The sequence below is a fragment of the Bradyrhizobium sp. SZCCHNRI1009 genome (assembly GCF_032487575.1).
Lineage (GTDB): Bacteria > Pseudomonadota > Alphaproteobacteria > Rhizobiales > Xanthobacteraceae > Bradyrhizobium.
This window is the reverse complement of sequence record NZ_JAUEUL010000003.1, coordinates 242,389-266,858: the sequence shown is the minus strand read 5'-3', so window position 1 is coordinate 266,858 and position 24,470 is coordinate 242,389. Positions and strand designations below refer to the sequence as shown.

The 24,470-nt window shown below is 66.4% G+C and carries 22 protein-coding genes; 10 read left to right on the top strand and 12 right to left on the bottom strand.

From position 1 onward, the window contains the following. Positions 1 to 54: 54 nt before the first annotated feature. Positions 55 to 1,083 carry a TRAP transporter substrate-binding protein gene (locus tag QX010_RS08070; protein ID WP_316178736.1) on the bottom strand — a complete coding sequence of 343 codons (1,029 nt, stop codon included), beginning with the start codon at positions 1,081 to 1,083 and terminating at the stop codon, positions 55 to 57. Positions 1,084 to 1,548: 465 nt separating this feature from the next. Here QX010_RS08070 and QX010_RS08065 point away from each other — a divergent pair, with 465 nt between their 5' ends. After that, positions 1,549 to 2,382: a hypothetical protein gene (locus tag QX010_RS08065; protein ID WP_316178734.1), complete on the top strand. Its 834-nt coding sequence runs from the start codon at positions 1,549 to 1,551 to the stop codon at positions 2,380 to 2,382. A gap of 48 nt (positions 2,383 to 2,430) precedes the next feature. On the opposite strand, the gene QX010_RS08060 is transcribed toward QX010_RS08065, so the two are convergent. The 7 genes from QX010_RS08060 to QX010_RS08030 form a co-directional block, all read right to left on the bottom strand. Beyond that, positions 2,431 to 3,483, bottom strand: a complete 1,053-nt coding sequence (locus tag QX010_RS08060) for a hypothetical protein (protein ID WP_316178732.1) — start codon at positions 3,481 to 3,483, stop codon at positions 2,431 to 2,433. Between the two features lie 22 nt (positions 3,484 to 3,505). Then, positions 3,506 to 4,975 (bottom strand): ATP-binding cassette domain-containing protein, encoded by a 1,470-nt coding sequence (locus tag QX010_RS08055; RefSeq protein WP_409997866.1) that lies wholly within the window; start codon positions 4,973 to 4,975, stop codon positions 3,506 to 3,508. A gap of 8 nt (positions 4,976 to 4,983) precedes the next feature. After that, a complete protein-coding gene (locus QX010_RS08050) occupies positions 4,984 to 5,913 on the bottom strand; it encodes a branched-chain amino acid ABC transporter permease (protein ID WP_315799965.1) in 930 nt (309 codons plus the stop codon). Between the two features lie 2 nt (positions 5,914 to 5,915). Beyond that, positions 5,916 to 6,791, bottom strand: coding sequence for a branched-chain amino acid ABC transporter permease (locus QX010_RS08045; protein WP_315799964.1), 876 nt, complete (start codon positions 6,789 to 6,791; stop codon positions 5,916 to 5,918). Between the two features lie 76 nt (positions 6,792 to 6,867). Next, entirely contained in the window at positions 6,868 to 8,100 is a 1,233-nt protein-coding gene (locus tag QX010_RS08040) for an ABC transporter substrate-binding protein (RefSeq protein WP_316178730.1), read from the bottom strand. Between the two features lie 345 nt (positions 8,101 to 8,445). Further along, entirely contained in the window at positions 8,446 to 9,123 is a 678-nt protein-coding gene (locus QX010_RS08035; protein WP_316178728.1) for a site-2 protease family protein, read from the bottom strand. Next, positions 9,120 to 9,974 (bottom strand): DUF2167 domain-containing protein, encoded by an 855-nt coding sequence (locus QX010_RS08030; RefSeq protein ID WP_315800426.1) that lies wholly within the window; start codon positions 9,972 to 9,974, stop codon positions 9,120 to 9,122. The genes QX010_RS08035 and QX010_RS08030 overlap by 4 nt, the downstream gene beginning before the upstream one ends. Before the next feature lie 321 nt (positions 9,975 to 10,295). Between QX010_RS08030 and QX010_RS08025 the strand changes: the two genes are divergently transcribed. Beyond that, positions 10,296 to 11,117, top strand: a complete 822-nt coding sequence (locus tag QX010_RS08025; protein WP_315799961.1) for a hypothetical protein — start codon at positions 10,296 to 10,298, stop codon at positions 11,115 to 11,117. A 69-nt stretch (positions 11,118 to 11,186) separates the two neighbouring features. Here the strand turns inward: QX010_RS08025 and QX010_RS08020 are convergent, their stop codons facing one another. Together QX010_RS08020 and QX010_RS08015 are read right to left on the bottom strand one after the other, a co-directional pair. Next, positions 11,187 to 12,086: a hypothetical protein gene (locus tag QX010_RS08020; protein WP_316178726.1), complete on the bottom strand. Its 900-nt coding sequence runs from the start codon at positions 12,084 to 12,086 to the stop codon at positions 11,187 to 11,189. Positions 12,087 to 12,329: 243 nt separating this feature from the next. Beyond that, complete coding sequence (locus QX010_RS08015; protein ID WP_316178724.1) at positions 12,330 to 13,790, bottom strand: GH1 family beta-glucosidase; 1,461 nt, start codon at positions 13,788 to 13,790, stop codon at positions 12,330 to 12,332. A gap of 273 nt (positions 13,791 to 14,063) precedes the next feature. Between QX010_RS08015 and nthA the strand changes: the two genes are divergently transcribed. From nthA to QX010_RS07995, 4 genes are all read left to right on the top strand, one after another. Beyond that, positions 14,064 to 14,699, top strand: a complete 636-nt coding sequence (nthA, locus tag QX010_RS08010) for a nitrile hydratase subunit alpha (protein ID WP_316178722.1) — start codon at positions 14,064 to 14,066, stop codon at positions 14,697 to 14,699. Then, positions 14,699 to 15,361: a nitrile hydratase subunit beta gene (gene nthB, locus QX010_RS08005; RefSeq protein WP_315799957.1), complete on the top strand. Its 663-nt coding sequence runs from the start codon at positions 14,699 to 14,701 to the stop codon at positions 15,359 to 15,361. Before nthA ends, nthB begins: the two co-directional genes overlap by 1 nt. Then, positions 15,358 to 15,744, top strand: coding sequence for a nitrile hydratase accessory protein (locus tag QX010_RS08000; protein WP_315799956.1), 387 nt, complete (start codon positions 15,358 to 15,360; stop codon positions 15,742 to 15,744). Before nthB ends, QX010_RS08000 begins: the two co-directional genes overlap by 4 nt. A gap of 183 nt (positions 15,745 to 15,927) precedes the next feature. Continuing rightward, entirely contained in the window at positions 15,928 to 16,695 is a 768-nt protein-coding gene (locus QX010_RS07995) for a hypothetical protein (RefSeq protein ID WP_316178719.1), read from the top strand. A 52-nt stretch (positions 16,696 to 16,747) separates the two neighbouring features. Here the strand turns inward: QX010_RS07995 and queC are convergent, their stop codons facing one another. Continuing rightward, positions 16,748 to 17,464 (bottom strand): 7-cyano-7-deazaguanine synthase QueC, encoded by a 717-nt coding sequence (gene queC, locus QX010_RS07990; protein WP_316178718.1) that lies wholly within the window; start codon positions 17,462 to 17,464, stop codon positions 16,748 to 16,750. A 132-nt stretch (positions 17,465 to 17,596) separates the two neighbouring features. Between queC and mazG the strand changes: the two genes are divergently transcribed. Next, complete coding sequence (mazG, locus tag QX010_RS07985) at positions 17,597 to 18,439, top strand: nucleoside triphosphate pyrophosphohydrolase (RefSeq protein ID WP_316178717.1); 843 nt, start codon at positions 17,597 to 17,599, stop codon at positions 18,437 to 18,439. Here the strand turns inward: mazG and QX010_RS07980 are convergent, their stop codons facing one another. Then, positions 18,440 to 19,342 carry a LysR family transcriptional regulator gene (locus QX010_RS07980; RefSeq protein WP_316178715.1) on the bottom strand — a complete coding sequence of 301 codons (903 nt, stop codon included), beginning with the start codon at positions 19,340 to 19,342 and terminating at the stop codon, positions 18,440 to 18,442. Between the two features lie 124 nt (positions 19,343 to 19,466). On the opposite strand from QX010_RS07980, the gene QX010_RS07975 reads away from it, so the two are divergent. Genes QX010_RS07975 through QX010_RS07965 form a run of 3 tightly spaced genes read left to right on the top strand, consistent with a single transcriptional unit; the run spans position 19,467 to position 24,300 of the window. Further along, complete coding sequence (locus QX010_RS07975; RefSeq protein ID WP_316178713.1) at positions 19,467 to 20,840, top strand: MFS transporter; 1,374 nt, start codon at positions 19,467 to 19,469, stop codon at positions 20,838 to 20,840. A 24-nt stretch (positions 20,841 to 20,864) separates the two neighbouring features. Continuing rightward, a complete protein-coding gene (locus tag QX010_RS07970) occupies positions 20,865 to 22,550 on the top strand; it encodes an FAD-dependent oxidoreductase (protein WP_316178711.1) in 1,686 nt (561 codons plus the stop codon). A 16-nt stretch (positions 22,551 to 22,566) separates the two neighbouring features. Continuing rightward, positions 22,567 to 24,300 carry a thiamine pyrophosphate-requiring protein gene (locus tag QX010_RS07965; protein WP_316178710.1) on the top strand — a complete coding sequence of 578 codons (1,734 nt, stop codon included), beginning with the start codon at positions 22,567 to 22,569 and terminating at the stop codon, positions 24,298 to 24,300. The last annotated feature ends 170 nt before the right edge of the window (positions 24,301 to 24,470 follow it).

Sequence of the window (24,470 nt, the reverse complement as noted above, 5' to 3'; positions counted from 1 at the left end):
TGAGCATGATCTTTTCGGAAAACCGGTCTCCACTTTTCCGGATCATGCTCGGGGCTACGACAGCTTGCCGACGGCCTTTTCGAGCAGCGCCCAGGCCTCGTCGCCGTATTTGCCCTTCCACTCGGCATAGAAGCCGGCGGTGCGCAGCTTGTCGCGGAACGGCGCGACGGTCGGCTGATTGAAGGTCAGGCCCTTCGACGCGAGCTCTGCCTGCAGGCCGGCATTGAGCTTGGCGACGTCCTCGCGCTCCTTCACGGCGGCCGCGTTGATGTGCTTGGCGACGATCGTGCGCATGTCGGCCGGCACGGCCTCCCAGGCACGGCGGTTCGCCAGGAACCAGAAGCCGTCCCACATGTGATTGGTCAGCGAGCAGTACTTCTGCACCTCGTAGAGCTTGGCGGTGGAGATGATCGCCAGCGGGTTTTCCTGGCCCTCGACCACCTTGGTCTGCAGCGCCGAATAGACCTCGCTGAAATTGATCGAGGCGGGCGCCGCCTCGAATGCCTTGAACATCGAGGTCCACAGCGGTGACACCGGCACGCGGATCTTGAAGCCCTTGAGGTCATCCGGACCGTTGATCGGCTTGGTCGACGACGTCGTCTGGCGGAAGCCGTTGTCCCAGATCTTGTCCATGACCACCAGGCCGGCCTTGTTGATCTGGCCGCGCACATAGGCGCCGAGATCGCCGTCCATGGCCTTCCAGACCGTGTCGTAGTCCGGGAACGCGAAGCCGATGCCATTGATCGACGCGGCTGGCACCAAGGTCGCCAGGATCAGGCCCGAGAGCGTGAAGAACTCGACGCCGCCGGAGCGGATCTGGCTCAGCATGTCCGTGTCGGAACCGAGCTGGTTGTTCGGGAAGATCTGCAGGTCGAACTTGCCGTTGGTCTCGGCCTTGATCGCCGCCGCCATCTCCTTGGCGCGGACGTTGAGCGGATGGGAGTCGGGCAGGTTGTTGGCGTATTTGTACGTGAACTCGGCGCTCTCAGCGCGCACCACATGCGGCGCTGCGACGGCGCCAATTCCACCCAGTACGGCTGTCGCCGCGGAGGCCTTCAACAGCGCGCGTCGTGACAGGCTCATTCTCGTTTCTCCCTGGAGAAGCTTCTTCTCGTTGCATCGCGCCGCCGCAAGCATCGCCGGACGAATCCAGCGACATCAGTGACGTCGCCTGCGCTTATTGCAGCGATGGGCCGCAGCAGCAATATCGGCGTTCGCAGCAGGCCCCATGCGCAGCGCGAGTCTCGGCGATGGCGAGCGCCCATCAGCTTGGGCTGGCCGGGGGGTCTGAAGGGCCCGCGGCTGCCGTAAATTCGAGGATTCGGCGCCAAGCCATTGAACTCCCTCAGCATATAAATATTCCATAATATACCTTATGCGAATTGGCTATGGGCGGTTGCCTGACGGTGGAAGCCGCACATCGGCCCGCCCAGCGCACGTCGGCGCCTGTGCGAAATCGCCCCCGCCTCGTCACGGCGCAGTCTTCGTTTGGTCAAAGCCCAGAGGTCAAAACCGCATCCTTCAGGATTGGGCACGGGCGTATCGTGAATGGGATCCGAAGACATGCCAGTTCAGTCGACGTCGAAGGAAGTTGATCCGGGTGATGTCGCGCTGCCGCCTGACGACGCTGTCTGCGAGGAGATCTATCAGCGGGTGCTGGCCGAGGTGCGCGCACGTATCGATCAGCGGATCGCCGCCATCGAGGCCCAGGCCGCCGCAGATGCTGTCGAGGCTGCCGAACCCGCTGCAGGCATCGAGCACCTGGAAACGCCTCCTCCGGCCCGGCGCCGGCCCGTATTGCGGGCCATGATCACGCTGATGGCGTCGGCCGGGCTCGTCGGCGCGGCCATCACCCTGGCGCGGGACCATACCGAGACCATCACCTCCGTCACCGATCGGATCGAAGCGGCGGTTCAATCCATCCGGCGCGAGAACGCTCAGACGGCGAATCCAGCCGTGACGCTGGAGACGGCGGCGAACGGATCGAGTGTGGCCGAGACGGCCCCTGCCTCACCATCACCATCCGTTTCGCCAACACCGGAGACGTCACCGTCAGCATCATCAACGCGCTCCAGCGATCCATCCTCCGCGATGGCGGAGGCAACGCCGGAGCGTGACATGCCGCCCGCTCCCGACCGGGACGTTATGCCTCTGATCGAGAAGATCGCGCATGATGTCGCCGAACTGCAGAGCGGGTTCCAGGAGTTCAAGTCCAGCCAGGAGCAAGCCAACCGCGATCAGGCCAGGGCGATCGAACAGCTGCAGGCAAGCCAGGACCAGCTGGTGCGCGCGGTCCGGGGGGCGAAGACCGAGGCCACGACGGTTGGCGCAGCCGTGCGCCTCCCACCCCGGCCGCCTCAGGCCCGCCCGCCTCGCTTCTAAGAAGTTGCTCGGTTCTCCCGGACGCGCAGGCATGTGCGGACTTTGCGATCAGCGAAATCGCCAGGCCCAGTGCGCGTCGCCCCGGTCGCGCCGCTCGACGATGTCGATCCTCATGAATCGGTCGTGCGCGAGCGCCGTGCCGACCCAGAGTTCGCTCCAGGCCTCGAACACGGCTGGCGGGAGGTTGTCCCGCTCGGACATCAGACGCCAGGACGTCTGGCGTACGAGGATCGAGTCGCGATCCGGCGACAGCTCTGCGTCGTCGCCTTGGCCGCGGGCCAGTCGCGCGAACGCCTTTGCGAACCCTGCAGCGCCAGGCTCGACGCCGCCAAGAAGCGCTGCGACCTCGTCGAACGTATGCATGCCGATCAGCCTCGCCGCGGCGCCGGCCAGATGGCCGCCTTCCTCCGGGCCGAGCACGGCCACCGTCTCCGGCACGATCGAGGTGATATACTCCATCGCATAGTTGCGGAGCACCTTGAGGAGCCGTTCTTCGGGCCAGGCATTCTCCGCGAGCTTGGGAGCGCGGGCCGGATCGAAAGCCGGGCAACGCTCGCCCGGCGAGAACTGAAGACGTTCGTCCGGCGCGAGATCGTGATCCCATTCCTTGTAGTAGCCTTCGAGGCCGGGCTGGCCGTCGACGGTCTGCCCGGTGCAGACGAAGCCGAGCCTGGGATTGCCGAGGACGACGCCGTTGTTGGCGTGCCATCCGCGCAGCATCGCGCGCGACACCTCGGAGGGAATGCCGCAGATCGCCGTCCCCGACCAGATCCAGCGCGGCGGCGGATAGCGCACCCACGCCTTGCGATCGTTTTCGTAGACGTATTCGACCTTCACGCCGCCGACCTGATTGGACAGGTAATGGTACTGCGCGCATGCCACCGCGTGCGGCAGACCGTCGAGACCGAGCTTGGTCAACCCCGGCAGGAAGCGAGCCAGTTGCTGGCGGCGGAAGGTCCGGAAGACGATCTCCGCGGCACGCTGTGCGCCGGCTCGCGAGGACAGCAACAGGATGAGGCCGGTCAGGTAGGAGTGAGAGATCAGCTCGACGGCGCGATAGGCCGCGACGTCAGCGGCTGGTGCGTGGTCCCCCCGCTTCACCCCCACACTCTCCGCTCACCCCTCACAGATAGTTCGCCGCAGCCTCGGCCTCGAAGCGGTCCGGCGGGCCTTCCCAGACGATCTTGGCATGATCCAGCACGTAGACGCGGTCGGCGTGCGGGAGCGCGAAGGTGACGTTCTGCTCGCCGAGCAGCACCGTGATCTTGGTGGTCTCGCGCAGTCGGTCGAGCGCCTTCGAGAGCGTCTCCAGGATGACCGGCGCGAGCCCGAGCGTCGGCTCGTCGAGGATCAAGAGCTTCGGCTTCATCATCAGCGCCCGCGCGATCGCCAGCATCTGCTGCTCGCCGCCGGACAGCGTGCGCGCCAGCTGCGGCTGCCGCGACTTGAGGATCGGAAACAGCCCGAACAGCCATTCGAGCCGCTCGGCACGCTCGGTGTCGGCCAGCGCATTGCCGCCGAGCTCGAGATTTTCGCGCACGCTCATGTCGCCGAACAACTCGCGCGTCTCCGGACATTGCACGATGCCTGAGCGGGCGATCTGCGCCGCCGTGCCGCCGGCAAGGCTGCGCCCTGCCCACTTCACCTCGCCCGAATACGGCACCAGGCCCGAGATGGCGTTGAACAGCGTCGTCTTGCCGGCGCCGTTGAGGCCGACGACCGAGACGAACTCGCCCTCATGGACGTGCAGCGACACGTCCTGGAGCGCCTGCGCCTTGCCGTAGAGCACGCCGACCTTGTCGACCTGCAGCGCCGGCGTGACGTCCTTGAAGCTCGCCTCCGGCCGCGCGGTCGAGACCAGCGCGCCGCCGAGATAGACGCGCCGGACCGTCTCGTCCTGCATCACCTCGGTCGCCCTGCCCTCGGCGATCTTCTCGCCGAGATACATCGCCAGCACGCGGTCGACCAGCGCCGACACGCTCTTGACGTTGTGGTCGACCAGCAGCACGGCGTGGCCGTCGTCGCGGAATTCGCGGATGAGCTCGGAGAAGTCGGCGACCTCGGACGCCGTGAGGCCGGCGAAAGGCTCGTCCACCAGCACCAGCTTCGGGCTGCGCGCCACCGCCTTCGCAAGCTCGAGCCGGCGCAGATCGGCAAACGCCAGTGTCGGCGGCCGACGGTCGATGACGCCGCCGAGGCCGACGCGCTCCGCAATGGCCCGTGCGCGCGCATCGACGTCCTTGTCGGCGAACAGCCGCGTCAGCTTGTCCGGCAGCAGCGCGACCTTGATGTTCTCCAGCACGGTCTGGCGCGCCAGCGGCCGCGAATGCTGGAACACCAGCCCGACGCCCATGCGCGCGATGCGATGCGACGGCAGGCCCGCGAGCTCGACGCCGTCGAGCCTGACCGAGCCCGCGGTCGGCCGCTCGACGCCCATGACGCTCTTCATCGCGGTCGATTTGCCCGAGCCGTTCGGCCCGATCAGGCCGAGGATCTCACCGGGCCGGATCGAGAAGCTCAAATTCTTGACGGCGACGAGGCCGCCGAACCGTTTGGTGAGGCCGTTGACCTCCAGCATCGGAGCGCCGCTCATGGCTTGCGTCATGCCTTGGCCCCTCCCCTGATCATGCCGAGGAAGCCGTCGGGGAAGAACAGGATGACCACGAGCGCGATCACCGAGACGATGAGGGTCGCGAGCTCGCCGAGCGGCCGCAGCAGCTCACCCATGCCGATCAGGAAGATCGCGCCGATCGCGGCGCCGATGACGGTGCGCCGGCCGCCGAGCACGGCGGCGATGATGATCTGCACGCCGACGCCGACATCGACGAAGGTCGAGACCGAGGCGGTGCCCATGTAGAACACCATCAGCGCGCCGGCGAGCCCGGAGAAAAATGCGCTGACGACGAAGGCGGCGAGCTTGTGCTTGGTGACGTTGAAGCCGAGGGCGCCGGCCTGGATCTTGTCCTGCCCGCTCGCCTGCAGGATCAGGCCGATGGCGCTGCGCGACAGGCCGAACAGGATGGCACCTGACACCAGCATGAAACCGAGCGCGATCCAGTAGTTGGTCCTGGCGTCGATCGAGATCACGTCCGGCACGGCGAGGCCGATCTCGCCGCCGGTCAGCCCCGCGGCGACGACGATGAAGTTCTGCAGCATCAGCACGGCCACCAGCGTGGTCAGGCCGAAATAAGGCCCGCTGACGCGCAGCGCCGGCAGCGCCAGCACGACGCCGCCGACGACCGCCGCCAGTGCGCCGGCGGCGATGCACAGCCAGATCGACAGGCCGGGCGAGAAATGCGCGTCGAGAATGCCGGCCGTATAGGCGCCGACGCCGATCAGGAAGGTCGGTCCGAAATTGACCTCGCCGGCGAAGCCGAACAGCAGGTCCCAGGACATCGCGAACACGGCCGTGTAGTACGCGACCGTCAGCAGCCCGAGGACGTAGCCTGAGACGTAGGTTGGCAGAATCAGAGCCACGATCACCGTCAGGAGCGCGATCCAGAACAGCCGCGACATAACGAATGCAGGCATGCTCACCTCCGTCCGAACAGCCCTTGCGGGCGCAGATACATGACGATGACGAGCAGCAGCAGCGCCGGGATCGTCCGGTAGGCCGGCGAGATCAGATAGGCCGTTCCGGTCTCGAGATAGCCGACGACATAGGCCGCGATCAGCGAGCCTGACACGCTGCCGAGGCCGCCGAGCACGACGATCGAGAACGCGCTCGCCGTCAGCGGTCCGACGCTGTAGGAGCTGACGCCCAGGAACATGCCGAGCAGGATGCCGGCAACGCCCGCCAGCAAGCCGTAGATCGCCCAGACGGTGAGATAGATCGACGACAGCTCGATGCCGAGCAAGGTGACGCCGCGCGGGTTCATCGACGCCGCCATCACGGCCTTGCCGCGCCTGGTGCGGTTGACCAGGAACCACAGCAGCCCGATCGCGACCCAGCAGATCACGGCGGTGAAATACTCGTTCTTCGGCGTACGCACGCCGAACACCGTGGTCACGCCCTCGACGATGGGCAGCACGGTCTTGGCGTTGTTGGTAAACAGATACGCGATCGCCTCCTGGATGATGATGCCCCACAGCAGCGTCGCGGTCAGGATGAAGATCTCCTTCTCGGACTCGGCGATGACCTTCGATCGCTGGATCGGCCTGACGGCGATGAAGTAGGTGGCAAACGCCAGGATGAAGCCGGCGAGGACGCCGATCAGCGCTCCCGTATAGGGCCCGACGCCCAGCTCGCTGGCGGCGGCCCAGGCGGCGACCGCAGCGCCAACCATGATGGCGCCGTGGGAAAGGTTGAGTACGCCCGAGACACCGAAGATCAGCGTGAAACCTGTCGCGCCGAGGGCATACAGCGCGCTGATGGCAAAGCCATCGATCAAGATCTGCCAGAAAAGCATTGAAAATCGACCTGCAACGTCAGACTGAGGCACCAAGAAAATGGGCCGCTCCTTGAAGGAGCGGCCCCGCGATGCGTCAGTTGCTGGCCGCCTTGAGCTTGATGAAGGACGGCCACGTGGCGGAGCCGGCGGCGAGCTCCTTGGGCCAGACATTGACCTGCTTGCCGCTCTGCCATTGCAGCATCAGCCCGGTGATGTAGCCCTTGCCGGTCCGCAGCGCATGGGGGTTCGGATCGCCCTTCGGCTTGAAGGCGATGCGGCCAATCGTGCCGACATAGTCGGTCGCTTCCATCGCCTCGACCATCTTGTCGGGATCGGTGCCGCCGGCCCGATGGATCGCGTCCGCGATCATGTAGACTTCGTCGTAGGAGGTGTAGCCGGCATAGGATGGGAAGTTTCCGAACTTCTTCTGATAGGCATCCACGAACGGCAGTGTCTTCGGCGTCACCGCGACGCCCGGCCCCGATACGGCATTGTACATGACGCCCTCGACGGCGCCGTTGGTGTCCTTCCAGAAGGTCGAGTTGGTCGCCTGCGAGGAGATGCCGAACATCGGGATCGGCACCTGCTGGCTCTTCCACTGCACGGTCGGCTGGGTGCCGACATGCGAGATGCCGGTGATCATGACGTCCGGCTTCAGGCCTTCGATCTTGTTGAAGATCGGTGTGAAGTCGGTGGTATCAGGCGACATGCGGATATGGTCGACGACCTTCAGCCCGATCTCCGGCAGGCACTTCTCGTAGCCCGCGTCGAGCGGCGTCGTCCACGCCGCATCCTCGCTCATGATCACCGCGGTCTTCATCTTGTAGGGCTCGACCAGCAGGTCCTTGGCGGCGTCGCAGACGAGGCCGGCCAGCGAGGTCGAGGTCAGATAGCCATGGAAGGTGTATTTGAGCTGGTCGTAGTTCTTGGCGATGTTCTGGGTGATGACGTCGGAGGCGGCGCCGGGCGTGATCATCAGCGTCTTGAGGCGCCCTGCCCACGGCTCCAGGGCGAGCACGACCTCGGAGATGTAGCTCGCAATGACGGCGTTGACCTTGTCCTCGCTGACGGCCCGCTGGAAGGCACGCACCGATTCCGCCGAGGAGGAGTGATTGTCGTAGACGACGATCTCGATCTTGCGCCCGTCGACGCCGCCCTTAGCATTGATCTCCTCGGCGGCCAATTGCGCCGCGGGAGCGATCGACGAGCCTGCGACGGCCTGGGCTTCGGCGATGACGCCGATCTTGATGGGATCGGCGGCCATGGCGGCCGAGGAGACGAGCGCAGTCGCGCAGCTCGCAAGCAAGATGGACTTGAGCGAAATCATGAAACCTCCCGAATCCTTATGCCTCTGACGGGCAGGCCCAACTTTGGTCTCCGATATGCCAGTGGGCAAGGGAACATCCGGCAACGTGCTCTGCGCTCAGCGCATTGTGATAGCGCGCCGCGCTCATGGCTCATGGAACATCTTGCAAGACTGCCTCGTTCCTGCGCGCCGCCCAGACACATCCGCTGCATTGCAGCAACGGATATTCCGAGTCGCAGAAGGCCCACGTCCTTACGACCAGGCGGTGCCGGTGCCCTCGATCTACATGAAGCTTCTCGTCTGAAGCGGCGACCTCAACTCAGCCAAACTGGCGCAAGTGTCCAAGCATCTCGTGCACGTCGTAGGTCATGACGGCGAGCAGCGCCGCGAGCGCGAGATACGTCCCGGCATATTCGAGCTTCGTCTGCAGTGTCGTGCCATAATAAGCAACGTCTCGGGCGCGCCGGGATCGTAGCGCCAGGCCTTCATCAGTTGCGGGGCTGCGAGGATGGCGATGATGAACAGCATCGGGCTCGGCCGATAGAGCATCAAGGCCAGCAGCAAGGGAACGCCGAGCAGCCAGATGCGCGGGCTCAGCACGCTGGTGATGCGGCCGCCGTCCAGCGGCGAGATCGGCAGCAGGTTGAACAGGTTCAGGAACAGGCCGGAATAGGCGATCGCGAGCAGCAGATTGCTGTCTTCCGATCTTGCCAACAAATAGACCGCGAGCGCCGCGGCGGTCCCGACCAGCGGACCGGCGAGTGCCACATAGGCCTCCGTCTCGACGTCGACCGGCTGCTCCTTGAGCGCGATCCAGGCGCCGACGAACGGGATGAAGGCGGGAGCGCCGACGTCGAGACCGCGCTGGCGCGCGGCGACGTAGTGCCCCATCTCATGAGCAAACAGCAGCGCGATGAAGCCGGCCGCGTAGCGCCAGCCCCAGATGCCCGCATACACGACCAGCGACAGCAGCATCGTGCCGCCGCTCATGGCGAGCTTCCCCCATTTCAGGCCGGAGAACAGGATCAGCAGGAGAGCCTTCACGCGGGTCCGCCCGCGTTGTCGCCGCGCGGCTTGCGGCGCAGGAAGTTCATGACCGCGGCCCCGGCGCCGACGACGGCGAAGATGATGATCTTGGCGAACTTCAGGACGAACGCACCGGCCAGCGCCAGCAGCCCGAGCTTCTTCGCGGCAACGCCGCCGACCAGCGCCAGCAAGCCATATTCGGCGATCCGATCCGTGCCGGCGCTGAAATCCTCATAGCGCTTGCCGGCATTGTAGGAGAGATCGGACAGCAGCTCGTGCGCGACAGCCTTGTCGCCCGCGATCCGCTCCGAGCCGGACAGCAGGTTCAGGCTGAAATAGCCGTCACGCCCGAGCGCGTAGGTGTTGTAGTTGACGTTCTTCGGCGCGTCGTCGGGCTGACCCTTCTCCTTGGCGAGCAGCGACCAGACGAGACGATGCGTCGTGGCATCGTAGGCCGGCGGCTCGACCCAGCCGACCACGGCCATTTCCGGAAATCCGCGCGCCGCACGGTCCTTGTTCGCCTCTTCGGCGCCGGCGCGGAGGTTGCTCAGGAGATCGTCCGCGTTCCAGCTCTTGGCGTCGTCGTCTTTGATGTAGCCTTCCTTGATGTGCTTGATGACCACCATCCAGTCGTCGTTCTGGCGCCTGCCGACGACCAGCCCGACGAAGGTCGCGTCGTTGACGACGTTGCCGAGCGCGCGAAGGACCCGCAGGCCTTCGTTCTTCGGGACGTAGAAGTAGTCGGCCGGAAGCTTCAGCGTGCCCTGGTCGATCAGCACGATGTCGCTTGGTCCGTCGGTGCCCGCTTGGCTCGCTGCCTGCCAGGCGGCCATCAGTTCAGCCTTGCGCGTGGCCTCATCCAAGGGCACGGCCTGCGCGTGAGCAGACAGAACGACGAACGCTGCGCACAACACTGCGCGCGCAATGACAATCAAGCTTTGCACCGGCCCCAATCCCCCAAAAACATCGGTCGGATAGTACCTCGAAGGCTCGGCAGCGCGCAACCAAAGGCCGATTGAGGCCTCTCGAAGCGATCGACTGGCGCTGCAGCGAGGGAGAGATGGTCCGAAAAGGCCCCCTCCTCGTCACGACGCTGTCTTGCTTTCGGCCAAAGCGGCGGGTCGAGTCACGTTTGAAAATTCAAAGAGAACATCGGCGTCGGCGGCGGGCCAAGGGTTTGGGGATCAGCAATGCAGTCCACACAGAACGTGCAACAGATTGATCAGAGCGAGATCGGCCTCGCCCCTGAGAAGCCCGAGAAGGCAGGCTACGATCAACTGTACCGGCGGGTCCTGCGCGAGGTGCTGACCCGGATCGATACGCGGCTCGCGGCGATCGAGAAGCCCGGCATGGCGGCGGATGCCGCGGCGGCAGCGAGCACGAGCGGGGCGGCAGACGCCGGGGCCAGCCGCTGGGCGCGGGTGAAGGCCCCCCTCGGCAGGCTGCGCGGGCGCAACGCCGTGGGTCTCGCGCTGCTGGTCGTGCTGGTCGGCGGCTCGGTCGCCTGGTCGCAGCGCGACGTCGGCACGTCACTGATGGACCGCTGGATGCCGGGCGCCAGCGAAGCGACGCAGGACGAGGCGACGGCTCAGCAGGGCAGCGAGGATGCCATGATGTCGAATGCCTCGCTGAGGGGAGCGGAAGACACCACCGGCTCCCGCGAGCCCGCGACGTTGATGCAGAGGATGGCGCGCGACATCGCCGATCTGCAGCAGGGCATCGAACAGATCAAGTCCACACAGGATCAGGCCAGCCGCGATCACACCCGCGCCATCGAGCAGCTACAGGCCGGCCAGGATCAGCTGATGCGACTGGTGTCACGAATGTCCAACCAGGCGGTGCAGGCACGCGGCACGGTCCCCCCAGGCCCGCCCCAGCAGATCATCGTCACGCCGCAGCAGCGGACCACGACGGGAATGGCCCGGCCGCAGCCGGCGCAGCCGCAGGGTTCGACGTTCGGGACACTCTTTACCCGCAACACCTCGGGCATTCAGCCGCCGATGCCGCGTTGATGGTGTGATCGGCAGCGGCCATCGGTAGCGGCCTTTGCGCTGCCGATGCGCCCATTTGCCGACCGGTCCTTACGAGCAGGTGTGAACGCGCCCGTCGTAGCCGCGATAGGTGCCCTTCTCCGCATCGTAGGTACGGAAGCTCTTGCAATTGACACCACCCCTCTTCGCTTCGCTCTCGGGCTTGCTGCGGGCGCGGAGCTTGCGCTTGGCCGGCTTGGCGTCGTCCTCGGCGTGATGAGCATGCGCGTTCGCTTTGCCGTGCCGTTCGGGCTTGGCTGACGGGGCTGCGGTATCCTGCTTCACAGCCGCCTTCTGCGGTACCGCCGCTGAAGGCGCCGCGGCCGGCGGCTCGGATGTCTTGGGCTCGGCCGGCGCTACCGCAGGCTTCGCCTCGGCAGCGGTGGCCGGCTGTTCCGCCGGCGCAGCGGCCGCCGGCTTGCTCTCCGCCGCCTTCTCCTCGGCCTTCCCTTCGAGCTTCTCCGGTGCGGGCGCGTCCTTGGCGACGGCGGCGGGCTGAACGGCCGGAGCGGGCTCTGCCGGTTTCGACTCGGTCACGGCCGGCTTCTGGCCGACGTCGGTGGCGGAGTTCGGTTCGACCTTGGTCTCGGATTTGGCCTCGGCCGGCTTGCTCTCGGCCGCAACATCCGTCGCGGTTTTTTCGGTCGATACTTTGTCCGCCGGCTGCGGGCTGGCGCTGTCAGTGGACTGAACGGGCTTGGTGTCCACAGCGGCCGGCTCGGCGGGCTTCTCGGCCGTCTTCTCAGGCTCGGCCGCGGCCGCCGGCTTGCCGGCGTCCGAGGGCTGCTCTGCGGGCTTGTCGGCCGTCGGCGCGGCAGACTGCTCCGTGGCGGGCTTGGCCGCATCGTTCGCGGCTCCCTGGGCCCAGGCGCTGGAGCCAGCGATCACTCCGAGGACGCACAACAGAACGCCCGCGCGGACGGCTGGCGGACAGACAACGGAAACTTGCATGCTGGAAAACTCGCTTGAGGGGCCGGCAGATTGCCGGTTTAAGTCATCTGCAGCCAGCTTTCGCCACGAAAACTGCGTGCGCGCAAAAGAGTCGCACAAGGTGTGCTTTCCGCATCATGGATTTGCAATCGCGGCGTGAAGTCCGGCGCGCGGACACTCAATGCGTCGGGTGCCGAGGGCACATTGGCCGCCTGAATGGCGTGGACTGGGTCCGGCTGGACCCCCGGGTGACGTCGCGGCGCTTCACGCGCTCACGGCGTTGCGGCTGATCACGTGATGGTAGTACGACGCGCTGAGCTTGGGCGTGCGCACCTGGGTGTCGAAGTCGACGTAATAGATGCCGAAACGCTGCTTGTAGCCGAACACCCACTCGAAATTGTCCAGCAGGCTCCACAGGAAGTAGCCCTTCACGGGCACGCCCTCGGACGTTGCGCGCTGCAGCTGGGCGAGATAATTGCGCAGATACATCACGCGGTCGAGGTCGTGGACCTTGCCGTCGGCGGTCAGCTTGTCGTCCGATGAGGTGCCGTTCTCGGTGATGTAGATGGTCTGGAGATTCCAGATCTTGGCGGCGAGCTTCGGCACCCAATAGGCCGTCTCCGGACCGACCTGCAGCCAGGGGGAGCTCATATGCGGGAACGAGGACGGCATCGGCAGCACGTCGAACCCGGCCGCGCGGTCCGACGCGACCACATAGGCTTGCGGCGCGTAGATGTTGAGGCCGACGAAATCGACCGGCGCCGAAATGATCTTCAGTTCGTCGGCGGTGAATTTCGGGGCATCCTTGCCGGACCACGCCAGGAAACCGTCCGTGTAGCGCCCCTCGAGGATGACGTTGAGGAAGCCCGCATTCAATTCGCGCGTCGCGATCTCGGCGGCGCGGATGTTCTCCGGCGTGTCGATCGCCGGCAGGCAGGCCGTGATGTTCTCGGCCATGCCGACGCGCATGCCGGTTTGCCCGCCGGCGCGGATGGCCTGGACGGCGAGACCGTGCGCCAGAGCCACGTGATGGCGCGCCTGGTTGACCTGCTGCTGCGGCAGCTTCAGCCCGGGCGCGTCGACGCCGAGGCCATAGCCGAACGGGATGAAGCGGCCGCATTCGTTGATCGTGAAGATGGTCTTCACACGGTCGCCGAGATGCTGCGCGACGTAGCCCGCATAATGCGCAAAGGCCCTGGCCGTGTCGGCCGACAGCCAGCCGCCGACCCGGTCCTGCAGCGCCTGCGGCAGATCCCAATGATACAGCGTTGCGTACGGCGTGATGCCGTTGGCCAGGAGCTCGTCGACGAGGCGGTTGTAGAAGTCGAGGCCCTTCAGATTGGGCGTCAGCCCGCCGTCGGGAAACAGCCGGGGCCAGGCGATCGAGAACCGATAGGCCCGGCAGCCGAGCTCCTTGATCAGCCGCACGTCGCCCTTGTAGCGGTTGTAGTGATCACAGGCGACGTCGCCGGTGCTGCCGTCCTCGATGTTGCCCTGCAGATGCGTGAACACATCCCAGATCGACGGTCCGCGGCCATCGGCCGTGGCCCCGCCCTCGATCTGATACGACGACGTCGCCGTCCCCCACACGAAATCGGCGGGAAACCGCCGCCCGGCATCCTCCTTCACCGCGCTCTCCTCCGCCTGCGCCGGGCCATTGGCCGCCCCAAGGGCAGCCAGCCCGGCCAGCTTTGCAAGATCACGGCGGGAGACGTCGTTCGGCATTGATGAACCTCAAACCTCCGTCGCTTTCGCGCCCGATCGGGACAACGTAGGCCCTACGAACCATATCTGGGCCCCGATTTGAACAGCCCGGGATGGCGGCAATGGAGCGACCCCGATCACATCTGCGTCCCGCGCCGTCGCGTCAACGGCCGAGGACGCAGCGCTCGGCATTTTGACCGCCGCACGGCTGCGGCGGCCGTTGAACACAGCGGCACGCACCGAGGGAGCCACCTCGGCTCGACAGCGGTGCCCGATTACGCCTATGGTTGAGTCATGACGGATCACGATCACCATCACGACCATCCGCACGATCACTCGGACCTGTCCGAGACCGATCTGCGCGTTCGCGCGCTCGAAAGCATCCTGACCGAGAAGGGGTATATCGATCCTGCTGCGCTCGACGTGCTCATCGAGACCTATGAGAGCAAGGTCGGTCCCCGCAACGGCGCCCAGGTCGTGGCGCGGGCCTGGACCGATCCCGCCTATCGGGCGCGCCTTCTTGCCGAGGCCACGCCGGCGATCGGTGAGCTCGGCTATGCCGGCCGCCAGGGCGAGCACATCGTGGCGGTCGAGAACACGCCGGATCTGCACAACATGGTCGTGTGCACGCTGTGCTCCTGCTACCCGTGGCCCGTGCTCGGCCTGCCGCCGGTCTGGTACAAATCGGCGCCCTATCGCGCCAAGGCGGTGAAGGATCCGCGCGGCGTCCTGAAGGATTTCGGCTGCGAGCTGCCGCCGACGACGAAGATCCGGGTGTGGGATTCGACCGCCGAGGTCCGCTATTTCGTGCTGCCGATGCGTCCCGCGGGGACCGACGGCTGGAGCGCGGAGCAGCTCGCCGAACTCGTCACGCGCGACAGCATGATCGGCACCGGGCTGCCGAAGCAACCGCATGAGGTCGGTAGCTGATGGATGGCGCGCATGACATGGGCGGCGTCGCCGGCTTCGGTCCGGTCCGCCCCGAGCCGAACGAGCCGGTGTTTCACGCCGAATGGGAGCGTCGTGCGTTCGCCATGACGCTGGCCATGGCGACGCCCGGCGGCTGGAACATCGACATGTCGCGCTTCGCGCGCGAGAACCGTCCGCCGGACGATTACCTCGGCATGAGCTACTACCAGATCTGGCTCGCGGGCATCGAACGGCTGATGCAGGAGCGGCATCTGGTCGACGCCGATGAGATCGCCGCCGGCGAGGCGCTGCATCCGGCCAGGCCCGTCGCCAGGATCCTCACTGCAGATGCCGTCGCGGCGACCCTGCGTCGCGGCGGTCCGACCGAACGCGCGGAAACCAAGCCGGCGCGGTTCGCCGTCGGCGACCGCGTGCGCGCCAAGGACATCCATCCGGCGACGCATACGCGGCTGCCGCGCTATGTGCGCGGCCATCTCGGCCGCATCGAGGCGATCCGGGGCGTGCACGTGTTTCCCGACAGCAACGCCCATGGCGGCGGCGAAGACCCGCAATGGCTCTACACGGTGTCGTTCAGCGGCGCCGAGCTGTGGGCCGACGCGCCCGATCCGCTGCTGGAGGTGACGGTCGACGCCTTCGAGCCCTATCTGGAGCCAGCCCGATGACACCGGACCGTGAGGCGGCGGTCGCGGCGACGCGCGCCCTGCCCGGCATTCCCGTCGATGACAGTGGGCCCGTGTTTCGCGAGCCGTGGGAAGCGCACGCCTTCGCGATGGCCGTCACGCTGCACGCCCGCGGCCTCTTCACCTGGCCCGAATGGGCGGCTGCGCTCGCCGAGGAGATTTCGCGCGCGCAAGCGTCTGGTGATCCCGATTGCGGCGATACCTATTACCGGCACTGGCTGGCGACGCTCGAGCGGCTCGTCGCCGAGAAGGGCGTCACCTCCGCGGACGCGCTGACGCGTTACCGCGATGCCTGGGATCACGCTGCTGATCGCACCCCGCATGGCAGGCCGATCGAGCTCAAGCCCGAGGATTTCGTCGGTTGAGCCCTTCGTGCGCGTCGTAAGAATGCTTAATGCCCGGTGAGCGGGCGATCCTGCTTTTTGTGGGCCGGTCTTAACGGCCGGCTATTCATGCCGTGAACAGCCGTATTCGTTCGAAATTGAACATTCATCAGTGCGTCCGTAGCGTCCCGCATCTTCTTTGCTGAAGTTGAGGGGGACGTCGAAATGCCCGCGCCAGAGTTCGCCACCATCGTCGACACGCTCGCCGGCGTGCGCCAGGACTATCACGAGAAGCTCAAATCGATTCCGCAATACGAGGCCTTCCTGCTGATCGAAAGCTCGACCGAGAAGGCCGCGGGCGCCCTGCACGGCACCGAGGCGTCGGGCTCCTCCATCGCCACCGACGTGATCGACTCGCTGCAATATGCGCGCAACCGGTTCGAGCAGCACATGGCCTCGATCCCGGAATATCGCGTGCTGGTGGCGATCGACCGCGTGATCAAGGAGATCTCGCAGCATCTCGGCCTCACGCCGGCTGATGAGGCGCCTGCCGCAGAGAGCCCCGCCGCGGCCGCCGAGCAGCCCGCCGAAGCTGCTGAGGCAATGGCGAGCGCCGAAACCGACGCCTCCGCCGAAGAGACCGCGCCCGTCGAGCCGGCCCAGCCCGAAATGGCCGAAGACGAAACGGCTTCAGCCGAGGACGAGCCGGTCGAAGCCGGGGCCCCCACCCTGCGTGTCGTCGATACTCCGGCGAAGTCGCCATCGATCGTGCCCGCCGATCAGGATGATGCCGCGGAGGACGACGACATCGTGGTGCTGAACGCACCCGCCTGGGAGAAGAGCGGCAAGGACGCCAAGGACGAGATCACCGCGCGTCTCGTTGCGCAGGCGGCCTCCGCTGCCGCTAACCAGGCCGATGACGGCCACGACGTCGCCGATGCCGATCTCGTCATCGTCAGCCAGCGCGAGCCGTCGGACACCGAAGCCGCCTGAGCGCTCGTCTGTCGCGCAACTCTCCGCGGGGCTCGAGGGCCCCGCTTCCGATTCAGGATGGCCCGCCCGCCGCGATGTACTCGCGCCATCCCTTGGCGCGCAGCTCGCAGGCGGGACACTGCCCGCAGCCATGGCCCCAATCGTGCCGCGCCCCCCGCTCGCCGAGATAGCAGGTGTGCGACTGGTCGCGGATCAGGTCGACGAGGCCGGTGCCGCCGAGATCGTGCGCCAATTGCCAGGTCGCGGCCTTCGACAGCCACATCAGCGGCGTGTGCAGCTCGAACGCGCGCGCCATGCCCAGGCTCAGCGCGTTCTGCAGCGCCTTGATGGTTTCGTCGCGGCAGTCCGGATAGCCCGAATAGTCCGTCTCGCACATGCCGCCGACGATGTGGCGGATGCCGCGGCGATAGGCGAGCGCCGCCGCGAAGGTCAGGAACACCAGGTTGCGGCCCGGCACGAAGGTGTTGGGCAGGCCGTCGGCGCCCATCTCGATCGCGACGTCGCGCGTCAGCGCCGTCTCCGAGATCGCAGCCAGCGTCGGAATGTCCAGCGTGTGGCTGTCACCGAGCTTGACCGCCCAGTCGGGACGCAGGCGCACGATGCCCTCGACCAGCCGGTCGCGACAGGCGAGTTCGATCGCATGGCGCTGGCCGTAGGCGAATCCGATCGTCTCAACGCGCGCGAAGCGGTCGAGCGCCCAGGCCAGGCACGTCGTGGAATCCTGCCCGCCCGAGAACAGCACCAGGGCCGTCGTGTCCTGCTCATTCATGGCTCCCGCTTAGCATCATCGACGGGTCGGGCCAACCTGCGGAGCGATCCCGCGTCATGGCCTTTTTGCTGGGAGCCGCGCGCCGCTTGGGGCATACAGGACAGGATCGAACGATGCTGTCAGGACCTGCCCATGATCCCTTCCCGCGACATCTCCCGCCTGATCGAGATCATGGCGGCGCTGCGCACGCCGGTCACCGGCTGTCCGTGGGACGTCGAGCAGACCTTCCAGACGATCGCGCCCTACACCATCGAGGAAGCCTATGAGGTGGCCGACGCGATCACGCGCGACGACATCGACGATCTGCGCGAGGAGCTCGGCGATCTCCTGCTGCAGGTGGTCTATCACGCCCGCATCGCCGAGGAGCAAGGCGCGTTCGCGTTCGGCGACGTCGTCGAGGGCATCACGAAGAAGATGATCCGCCGCCATCCGCATGTGTTCCCGGACAAGGACGGCAACGTCACCCAGCCCACCAAGGGCACCTGGGACCGCATCAAGGCCGAGGAGAAGGCCGAGCGCGCCGCGCGCCGCCCGCCCGAGGAGCGGACGAGCAAGTCCTCGCTGCTGGCAGGGATCAAGGCCGGACAGCCGGCGCTGGTGCGCGCGATGGAGCTGCAGCGCAAGGCCGCGACCGTCGGCTTCGACTGGAACGATCCGCGTGCCGTGTTGCAGAAGATCCGCGAGGAGGCCGACGAGATCGAGGCCGCCCTCGACAACAGAGATGCGACCGAGCTGACCGAAGAGACCGGCGATCTCCTGTTCGCGCTGGTCAATCTCGCCCGCCATGCCGATGTCGATCCGGAGACCGCGTTGCGCGGCACCAACGCCAAGTTCGAGCGCCGCTTCGCGCACATCGAACAGGCGCTGACGGCCAAGGGCCGCAGCCTCGAAGAAGCCTCGCTCGACGAGATGGACGAATTGTGGAACGAGGCGAAGCGACTGGAGAAGGAGCGTCCCCCGTCTCCGAAGCCGTGATCAGCCGCCCTTGCGCGACAGCACGGCCTTCGCGATCTCGACGAAGCGCTGCGCGGCGGGCGACAATCCGAAATCGGCGCGGCTCAAGAGCGAGACGTGCCGATGGATCGTCGGCTGCGACAGGGGGATGGCAACGAGCGTCGGAAATTGTGCCTTCGGCAGCATGTGCGCGGGCAGGATGCTCAGGCCTGCGCCCTCCGCCGTGAGCGCCAGCGCGGTGGTGATCAGCGACACCTCCCAGGCCGGCTTCAGCGCCCGCCCCGTCTGCGCCAGCGCCTCGTCGATCTGACTGCGGATCCGCGTGCCGTGACGCATCGTGATCAGCTCGGAGCTCATGATGCCGTCCCACGTCAGGCGGCGGTGCTTCTCGAACCGGCCGTCCTTGATGCCGATGGCCGACAGCGGACTCTGCATCAGTGTGTCGATCCGGACCTCCGGCACGCCCTCGTCCTCGACGCTGCCGAGGCCGAACTCCGCCTGCCCGGCCATCACGATCGCGAGCAGCTCGTCAGGCGCGACATCACGCAGGTCGATCCTCACCTCGGGATGGCGCGACCGGAAGGTCGCGAACACGCGTGGCAGCAGCGCCGACGCCACGCCCGCTGAGACCGCGATGGAAATCCGGCCGGCCTTGATCTCGGCAAGGTCGCGCATCCGCTGCGACAGCCCCTGCGCTCCCGCCAGGATGCGCTCGGCGGCGGTGATCGCCTCGCGGCAGGCCGCCGTCGGATGCAGCGCCCGCGTCGTCCGATCGAACAGCTTGAGCTGAAAGTTCTCCTCGATCTGCCGGATCAAGAGGCTGATCGCCGACTGCGTGACGCGCAGTTCGGCGGCCGCCCGGGTGATGCTGCCGAGCCGATACACCAGGACCAGGGCCTCCAATTGCCGCAGGGTCGGGGGCATTAGCTTTCCTCATGAATGAATGAGAATTTTGTGGCTAATCGAAAGAGTTTGATCATGCAACATATTTGCAAACAGCCGGAGCGGCGAAGCGGCCCGGCAACAACAAGCACATGGGGAGGGACATTTGACGCAGGCGATCAATCTCACGCGCTACGTCGACGAGCGGCCGCTGTCGGGATTCCAGATCCGGGTGATCTGCCTGTGCGCGCTGGTCGTCGGGCTCGACGGCTTCGATGCCCAGGCGCTCGGCTTCGTCGCCCCTGCCCTCAGCAAGGATTTGCATCTGGCGCCGGGCGCGTTGGGGCCCGTGTTCGGTGCGTCCCTGTTCGGCGTGATGATCGGCTCGCTGGTGTTCGGCGCGCTGGCCGACTATCTCGGACGCAAATGGCTGGTGGTGGCCGGCGTTCTCGTATTCGCGCTCGGCTCGCTGGCGACGACGCAGGCCACCAGCATATCCGACCTCGTCGTCCTCCGCTTCGCAACCGGAATCGGGCTCGGCGGCGTCCTGCCCAACACCATCGCGCTGACCGGCGAATATTCCCCGCAGCGTCGCCGAACCTTGCTGATCATGCTGATGTTCATGACCGTGTCGCTGGGGTCGGCGATCGGCGGAGCGGTCGCGGCCAAGCTCATCACCGCCTATGGCTGGCAGATCATCTTTCTCATTGGCGGCGCTCTGCCGCTCATCCTCTGTCCGGTCCTGATCGTCTGGCTGCCGGAATCGCTCTCGCTGATGGCGCTCGATCCGCGCAGGAGCGAACGCGTGCGCACGTTGCTGGCGCGCATCGATCCCACGGCCCAGCTTCCGGCCGATGCGCGGTTCACCATCGTCGAGGAGAGCGGCAAGGGCTTCCTGCTGCCGCAGTTGTTCACCAAGCGGCGCCTGCTCCCGACCCTGCTGCTGTGGGTGATGTTCTTCATGAACATGATGGACATCTATTTCCTCAACAGCTGGCTGCCGACGCTGACGCATGGTGTCGGCCTCGACGTCCAGGCGGCGATCGCGGTCGGCGTCGCCTTTCAGCTCGGCGGCATGCTCGGCACCGTCGGGCTCGGCCTGCTGATCGAACGGTTCGGCTTCGATCGCGTCCTGTTCGTGACCTACGTCGCCGGCTTCCTCTCGATCGTCACCATCGGCATCGCCGGCGCCTCGTTGCCGATCCTGGTGCCCGCGGTCTTCATCGCCGGCGTCGCCGTGATCGGCGGACAGATCGGCTGCAACGCCTACGCGGCGCGTATCTATCCGACCTACATCCGTGGCACCGGCATCGGCTGGGCGCTCGGCATCGGCCGCTTCGGCTCGATCCTCGGCGTCACGCTCGGCGGGCTGATGCTCGCGGCGAAATGGGACGTGTCCTCGCTGTTTCAGGCGAGCGCGGTGCCGCAGCTGTTCTCGGCACTGGTGATCCTCGGCCTTGCCGTCCTTGGCATGCGCGGCAGTCTTCCGAGCGCCGGCGACGCGCAGCGGGACGCGCTTTCGACAGCCGAGCGTGCCTAGGTTCAAAGCAAAAAGAGAACTGAAATGAAGACGATTCAAACCCAGGTGCTCATCGTGGGTGCCGGCCCGGTCGGGCTGACCGCCGCCATGGACCTTGCCTCGCGCGGCATCGACGTCGTCGTCGCCGAGATCAGGCGCGCCGGAGAGCCGCCCAACGTGAAGTGCAACCACGTTTCCGCGCGGTCCATGGAGGTGTTCCGCCGCCTTGGCATCGTCCAACACGTGCGCGAAGGCGGCCTGCCGGCCGACTTTCCCAACGACTGCGCCTATCGCACCGCGGTCGTCGGCCGCGAGCTGACCCGCATTCCGATTCCGTCCCGCCAGGATCGCTATACGGCGACCGGTGGACCCGACACCGATTGGCCGACGCCCGAGCCGCCCCATCGCATCAACCAGATCTATCTCGAGCCCATCCTGTTCGCTTGCGCCGAGGCGCAACGCGGCATCACGATTCTCAACCAGGTCGAGGTCGATCGGTTCGACCAGGATGAAGACGGCGTGGTCGCGCGGGCGCACGATCTCGACACCGGCCAGGACATCACCATTTCGGCCGATTATCTGATCGGCTGCGATGGCGGCCGCTCGGCGGTGCGCAAGCTGATCGGCGCACGGCTCGGCGGCACCGATGTCGTACAGCGGGTGCAGTCGACCTACATCCGTGCCCCCGCGCTGAAGGACCTGATCACCCAGAAGCCGGCCTGGATGACGATGTCGCTCAACCCGCGGCGCTGCGGCACCACTGTCTCCATCGACGGCCGCGACAACTGGCTGATCCACAACCACCTCGCGGCCGAGGAAGTCGAATTCGACAGTGTCGATCGCGACTGGGCGCTGCGCACCATTCTCGGCGTCGACGACCGTTTCCAGTATGAGATCATCAGCAAGGAGGACTGGATCGGACGCCGCCTGGTGGCGGACCGCTTCCGCGATCGCCGCGCCTTCATCTGTGGCGATGCCGCGCATCTGTGGATTCCCTATGCCGGCTACGGCATGAATGCGGGGATCGCCGATGCGGTCGACCTGTGCTGGATGCTCGCCGGCGTGCTGCACGGCTGGGCTGCCCCTGCCCTGCTGGACGCCTATGAGGCGGAGCGTCAGCCGATTACCGAGCAGGTGTCGCACTTCGCGATGAACCATGCGCTCGCAGTGATGAGCCAGCGACGCGCCGTGCCTGCCGAGGTCGAAATGGACGGCCCCGTCGGCGACGCGGCGCGTAGCAAGGTCGGCAAGGCCGCCTATGATCTCAACGTGCAGCAATATTGCTGCGCCGGCTTGAATTTCGGCTACTACTATGACCGGTCACCGGCCATTTCGTACGATGGCGAGACGCCGCCGCCCTACGGCATGGGCCATTTCACTGCGTCCACGGTGCCGGGCGCACGCGCCCCTCATGTGTGGCTCGCCGATGGCCGATCGCTGCTGGATGCGCTCGGCCCGGCCTACACGCTGGTCCGGTTCGATCCGGCCGTCGATGTCACGGCGCTCGTCGAGGCCGCAGCTCGGCATGGCGTTCCCCTGACTGTGGTCGACGTCGACCGGGCCGCGGCCGGCTATGGCTTTGCCGAAAGCCTGCTGCTGGTGCGGCCGGATTCCCACATCGCCTGGCGTGGCATGGCCGCACCGAAAGAGCCCGACGACCTGTTGGACCGCCTGCGCGGCCTCACAACCCAGCCTGAGGCCGTGCGCCGTGACAATGCCGTCGTCGCCTGATCCGCGTCATCGCGCCATGACCCGCCACACCACCGCGCACTACTTCCTCGAGGCGCTCGTCGAGATCGGCGTCGACTACATCTTTGCCAATCTCGGCACCGATCATGTCTCGCTGATCGAGGAACTTGCGCGCTGGGACAGCGAAGGCCGACGGCACCCCGAGGTGATCCTGTGCCCCCACGAGGTGGTCGCGGTGCACATGGCGATGGGCTATGCGAGCGCGACCGGCCGCGGCCAGGCCGTGTTCGTCCACGTCGATGCCGGCACGGCAAACGCGTGCATGGCCATTCAGAATGCCTTTCGCTACCGGCTGCCGGTGCTGCTGTTCGCGGGGCGGGCTCCGTTCGCGCTGCATGGCGAGCTGCCGGGAGGACGTGACACCTACGTCCACTTCGTGCAGGAGAGTTTCGATCAGGGCAGCGTCATCAGGCCCTATGTCAAATGGGAATACACGCTGCCGTCGGGCGTCGTCGTCAAGGAGGCGGTGGCCCGCGCCGCCGCATTCATGCACAGTGATCCGCCCGGCCCGGTCTACATGATGCTGCCGCGGGAAACCCTGGCCGAGAGCTGGGACGAGCAGGCGATGCCGGCCTACCCGGCCGCGCGCTATGGCAGCGTCAAAGCGGGAGGCATCGAGCCGGAACGGGCGCAGGCGATCGCGGACGCGCTGATGAAGGCGGACAATCCGATCGCGCTGACCGCCTATCTCGGCCGCAGCGCCGAGGCGGTTTCCGTCATGGAGCGGCTGGCGCTGGTGTGCGGCATCCGCGTCGCCGAGTTCAATCCGGTCACGATGAACATCTGCCAGGACTCCCCCTGCTTTGCGGGCGCCGACCCCGCCGCGCTCATCGCAGGCGCCGACCTCGGACTGCTCATCGACATCGACGTGCCCTTCATTCCACAGATGCTGAAGGCGGCCGATCGGCTGCGCTGGATCCAGATCGACATCGACGCCCTGAAGGCGGACATCCCGATGTGGGGATTTGCCACCGACCTTCGCATTCAGGGCGATTCGGCCGTCATTCTCCGCCAGGTCCTGGAGATCGTCGTCGCCCGTGCCGACGATGCGTATCTGAGAAAAGTGCGCGATCGGATCGCGAGCTGGCAGCTGGCCCGCGAGGCGGCACAGGCGAAACGCACGTCCGCGGCGGGCCAGAAGGGCCGGACCGGCGCGATCAACCCGGCCTATCTGTTCGCCCGGCTGCAGGCGCATCTGTCGGAGGACGACATCGTCGTCAACGAGGCGGTCCGCAATGCGCCGCTCCTGCAGCAGCAGCTTCGCCGCACCAGGCCGATGACCTATGTGGGCCTCGCTGGCGGCGGCCTCGGCTTCAGCGGCGGCATGGCGCTCGGGCTCAAGCTCGCCAATCCCTCGACACGCGTGGTGCAGATCGTCGGCGACGGCGCCTACCATTTCGCCGCACCGGATTCCGTCTACGCCGTAGCGCAGCAATACCAGCTCCCGATCCTGACCGTGATCCTCGACAACAACGGATGGCAGGCGGTGAAGGCGTCGGTTCAGCGCGTCTATCCCGATGGCACGGCCCAGCGGACGGACTCGTTTCTGTCCCGGCTCTGCACCGGCCGTCAGGACGAGCAGCGCCGTCTCGCCGACATCGCCAGCGCATTTGGGGCCCATGGCGAGCGGGTCGACGATCCCGATGCCCTCGATGCGGCGATCGAGCGCTGCGTCGCAGCTGTCGATGGCGGTCGCGCCGCGGTGCTGCATGTGGACATCACGCCGCTTTAGTTCGATCGGGCGCGACCAAACGGCGCGGTCTGCCCCGGCGCGGCGGTCAGTTCTCTTTGCCTACATCGAGCTCGTCCCTGCTGACGGGGCCACTCTGGAAGTGGTCCTTGCCTGAAGATGTCGACAGCTATGGAACAACACGGAGAAGGCCAGTCGAACATGAGGTATCA

Coding starts and splice junctions, on each gene's coding strand:
- QX010_RS08070 (WP_316178736.1), bottom strand. CDS start 1,083: ATGAGCCTGTCACGACGCGCGCTGTTGAAGGCCTCCGCGGCGACAGCC.
- QX010_RS08065 (WP_316178734.1), top strand. CDS start 1,549: ATGGGATCCGAAGACATGCCAGTTCAGTCGACGTCGAAGGAAGTTGAT.
- QX010_RS08055 (WP_409997866.1), bottom strand. CDS start 4,975: ATGAGCGGCGCTCCGATGCTGGAGGTCAACGGCCTCACCAAACGGTTC.
- QX010_RS08050 (WP_315799965.1), bottom strand. CDS start 5,913: ATGCCTGCATTCGTTATGTCGCGGCTGTTCTGGATCGCGCTCCTGACG.
- QX010_RS08045 (WP_315799964.1), bottom strand. CDS start 6,791: ATGCTTTTCTGGCAGATCTTGATCGATGGCTTTGCCATCAGCGCGCTG.
- QX010_RS08040 (WP_316178730.1), bottom strand. CDS start 8,100: ATGATTTCGCTCAAGTCCATCTTGCTTGCGAGCTGCGCGACTGCGCTC.
- QX010_RS08025 (WP_315799961.1), top strand. CDS start 10,296: ATGCAGTCCACACAGAACGTGCAACAGATTGATCAGAGCGAGATCGGC.
- QX010_RS08020 (WP_316178726.1), bottom strand. CDS start 12,086: ATGCAAGTTTCCGTTGTCTGTCCGCCAGCCGTCCGCGCGGGCGTTCTG.
- QX010_RS08015 (WP_316178724.1), bottom strand. CDS start 13,790: ATGCCGAACGACGTCTCCCGCCGTGATCTTGCAAAGCTGGCCGGGCTG.
- nthA (WP_316178722.1), top strand. CDS start 14,064: ATGACGGATCACGATCACCATCACGACCATCCGCACGATCACTCGGAC.
- nthB (WP_315799957.1), top strand. CDS start 14,699: ATGGATGGCGCGCATGACATGGGCGGCGTCGCCGGCTTCGGTCCGGTC.
- QX010_RS08000 (WP_315799956.1), top strand. CDS start 15,358: ATGACACCGGACCGTGAGGCGGCGGTCGCGGCGACGCGCGCCCTGCCC.
- QX010_RS07995 (WP_316178719.1), top strand. CDS start 15,928: ATGCCCGCGCCAGAGTTCGCCACCATCGTCGACACGCTCGCCGGCGTG.
- queC (WP_316178718.1), bottom strand. CDS start 17,464: ATGAATGAGCAGGACACGACGGCCCTGGTGCTGTTCTCGGGCGGGCAG.
- mazG (WP_316178717.1), top strand. CDS start 17,597: ATGATCCCTTCCCGCGACATCTCCCGCCTGATCGAGATCATGGCGGCG.
- QX010_RS07980 (WP_316178715.1), bottom strand. CDS start 19,342: ATGCCCCCGACCCTGCGGCAATTGGAGGCCCTGGTCCTGGTGTATCGG.
- QX010_RS07970 (WP_316178711.1), top strand. CDS start 20,865: ATGAAGACGATTCAAACCCAGGTGCTCATCGTGGGTGCCGGCCCGGTC.
- QX010_RS07965 (WP_316178710.1), top strand. CDS start 22,567: ATGACCCGCCACACCACCGCGCACTACTTCCTCGAGGCGCTCGTCGAG.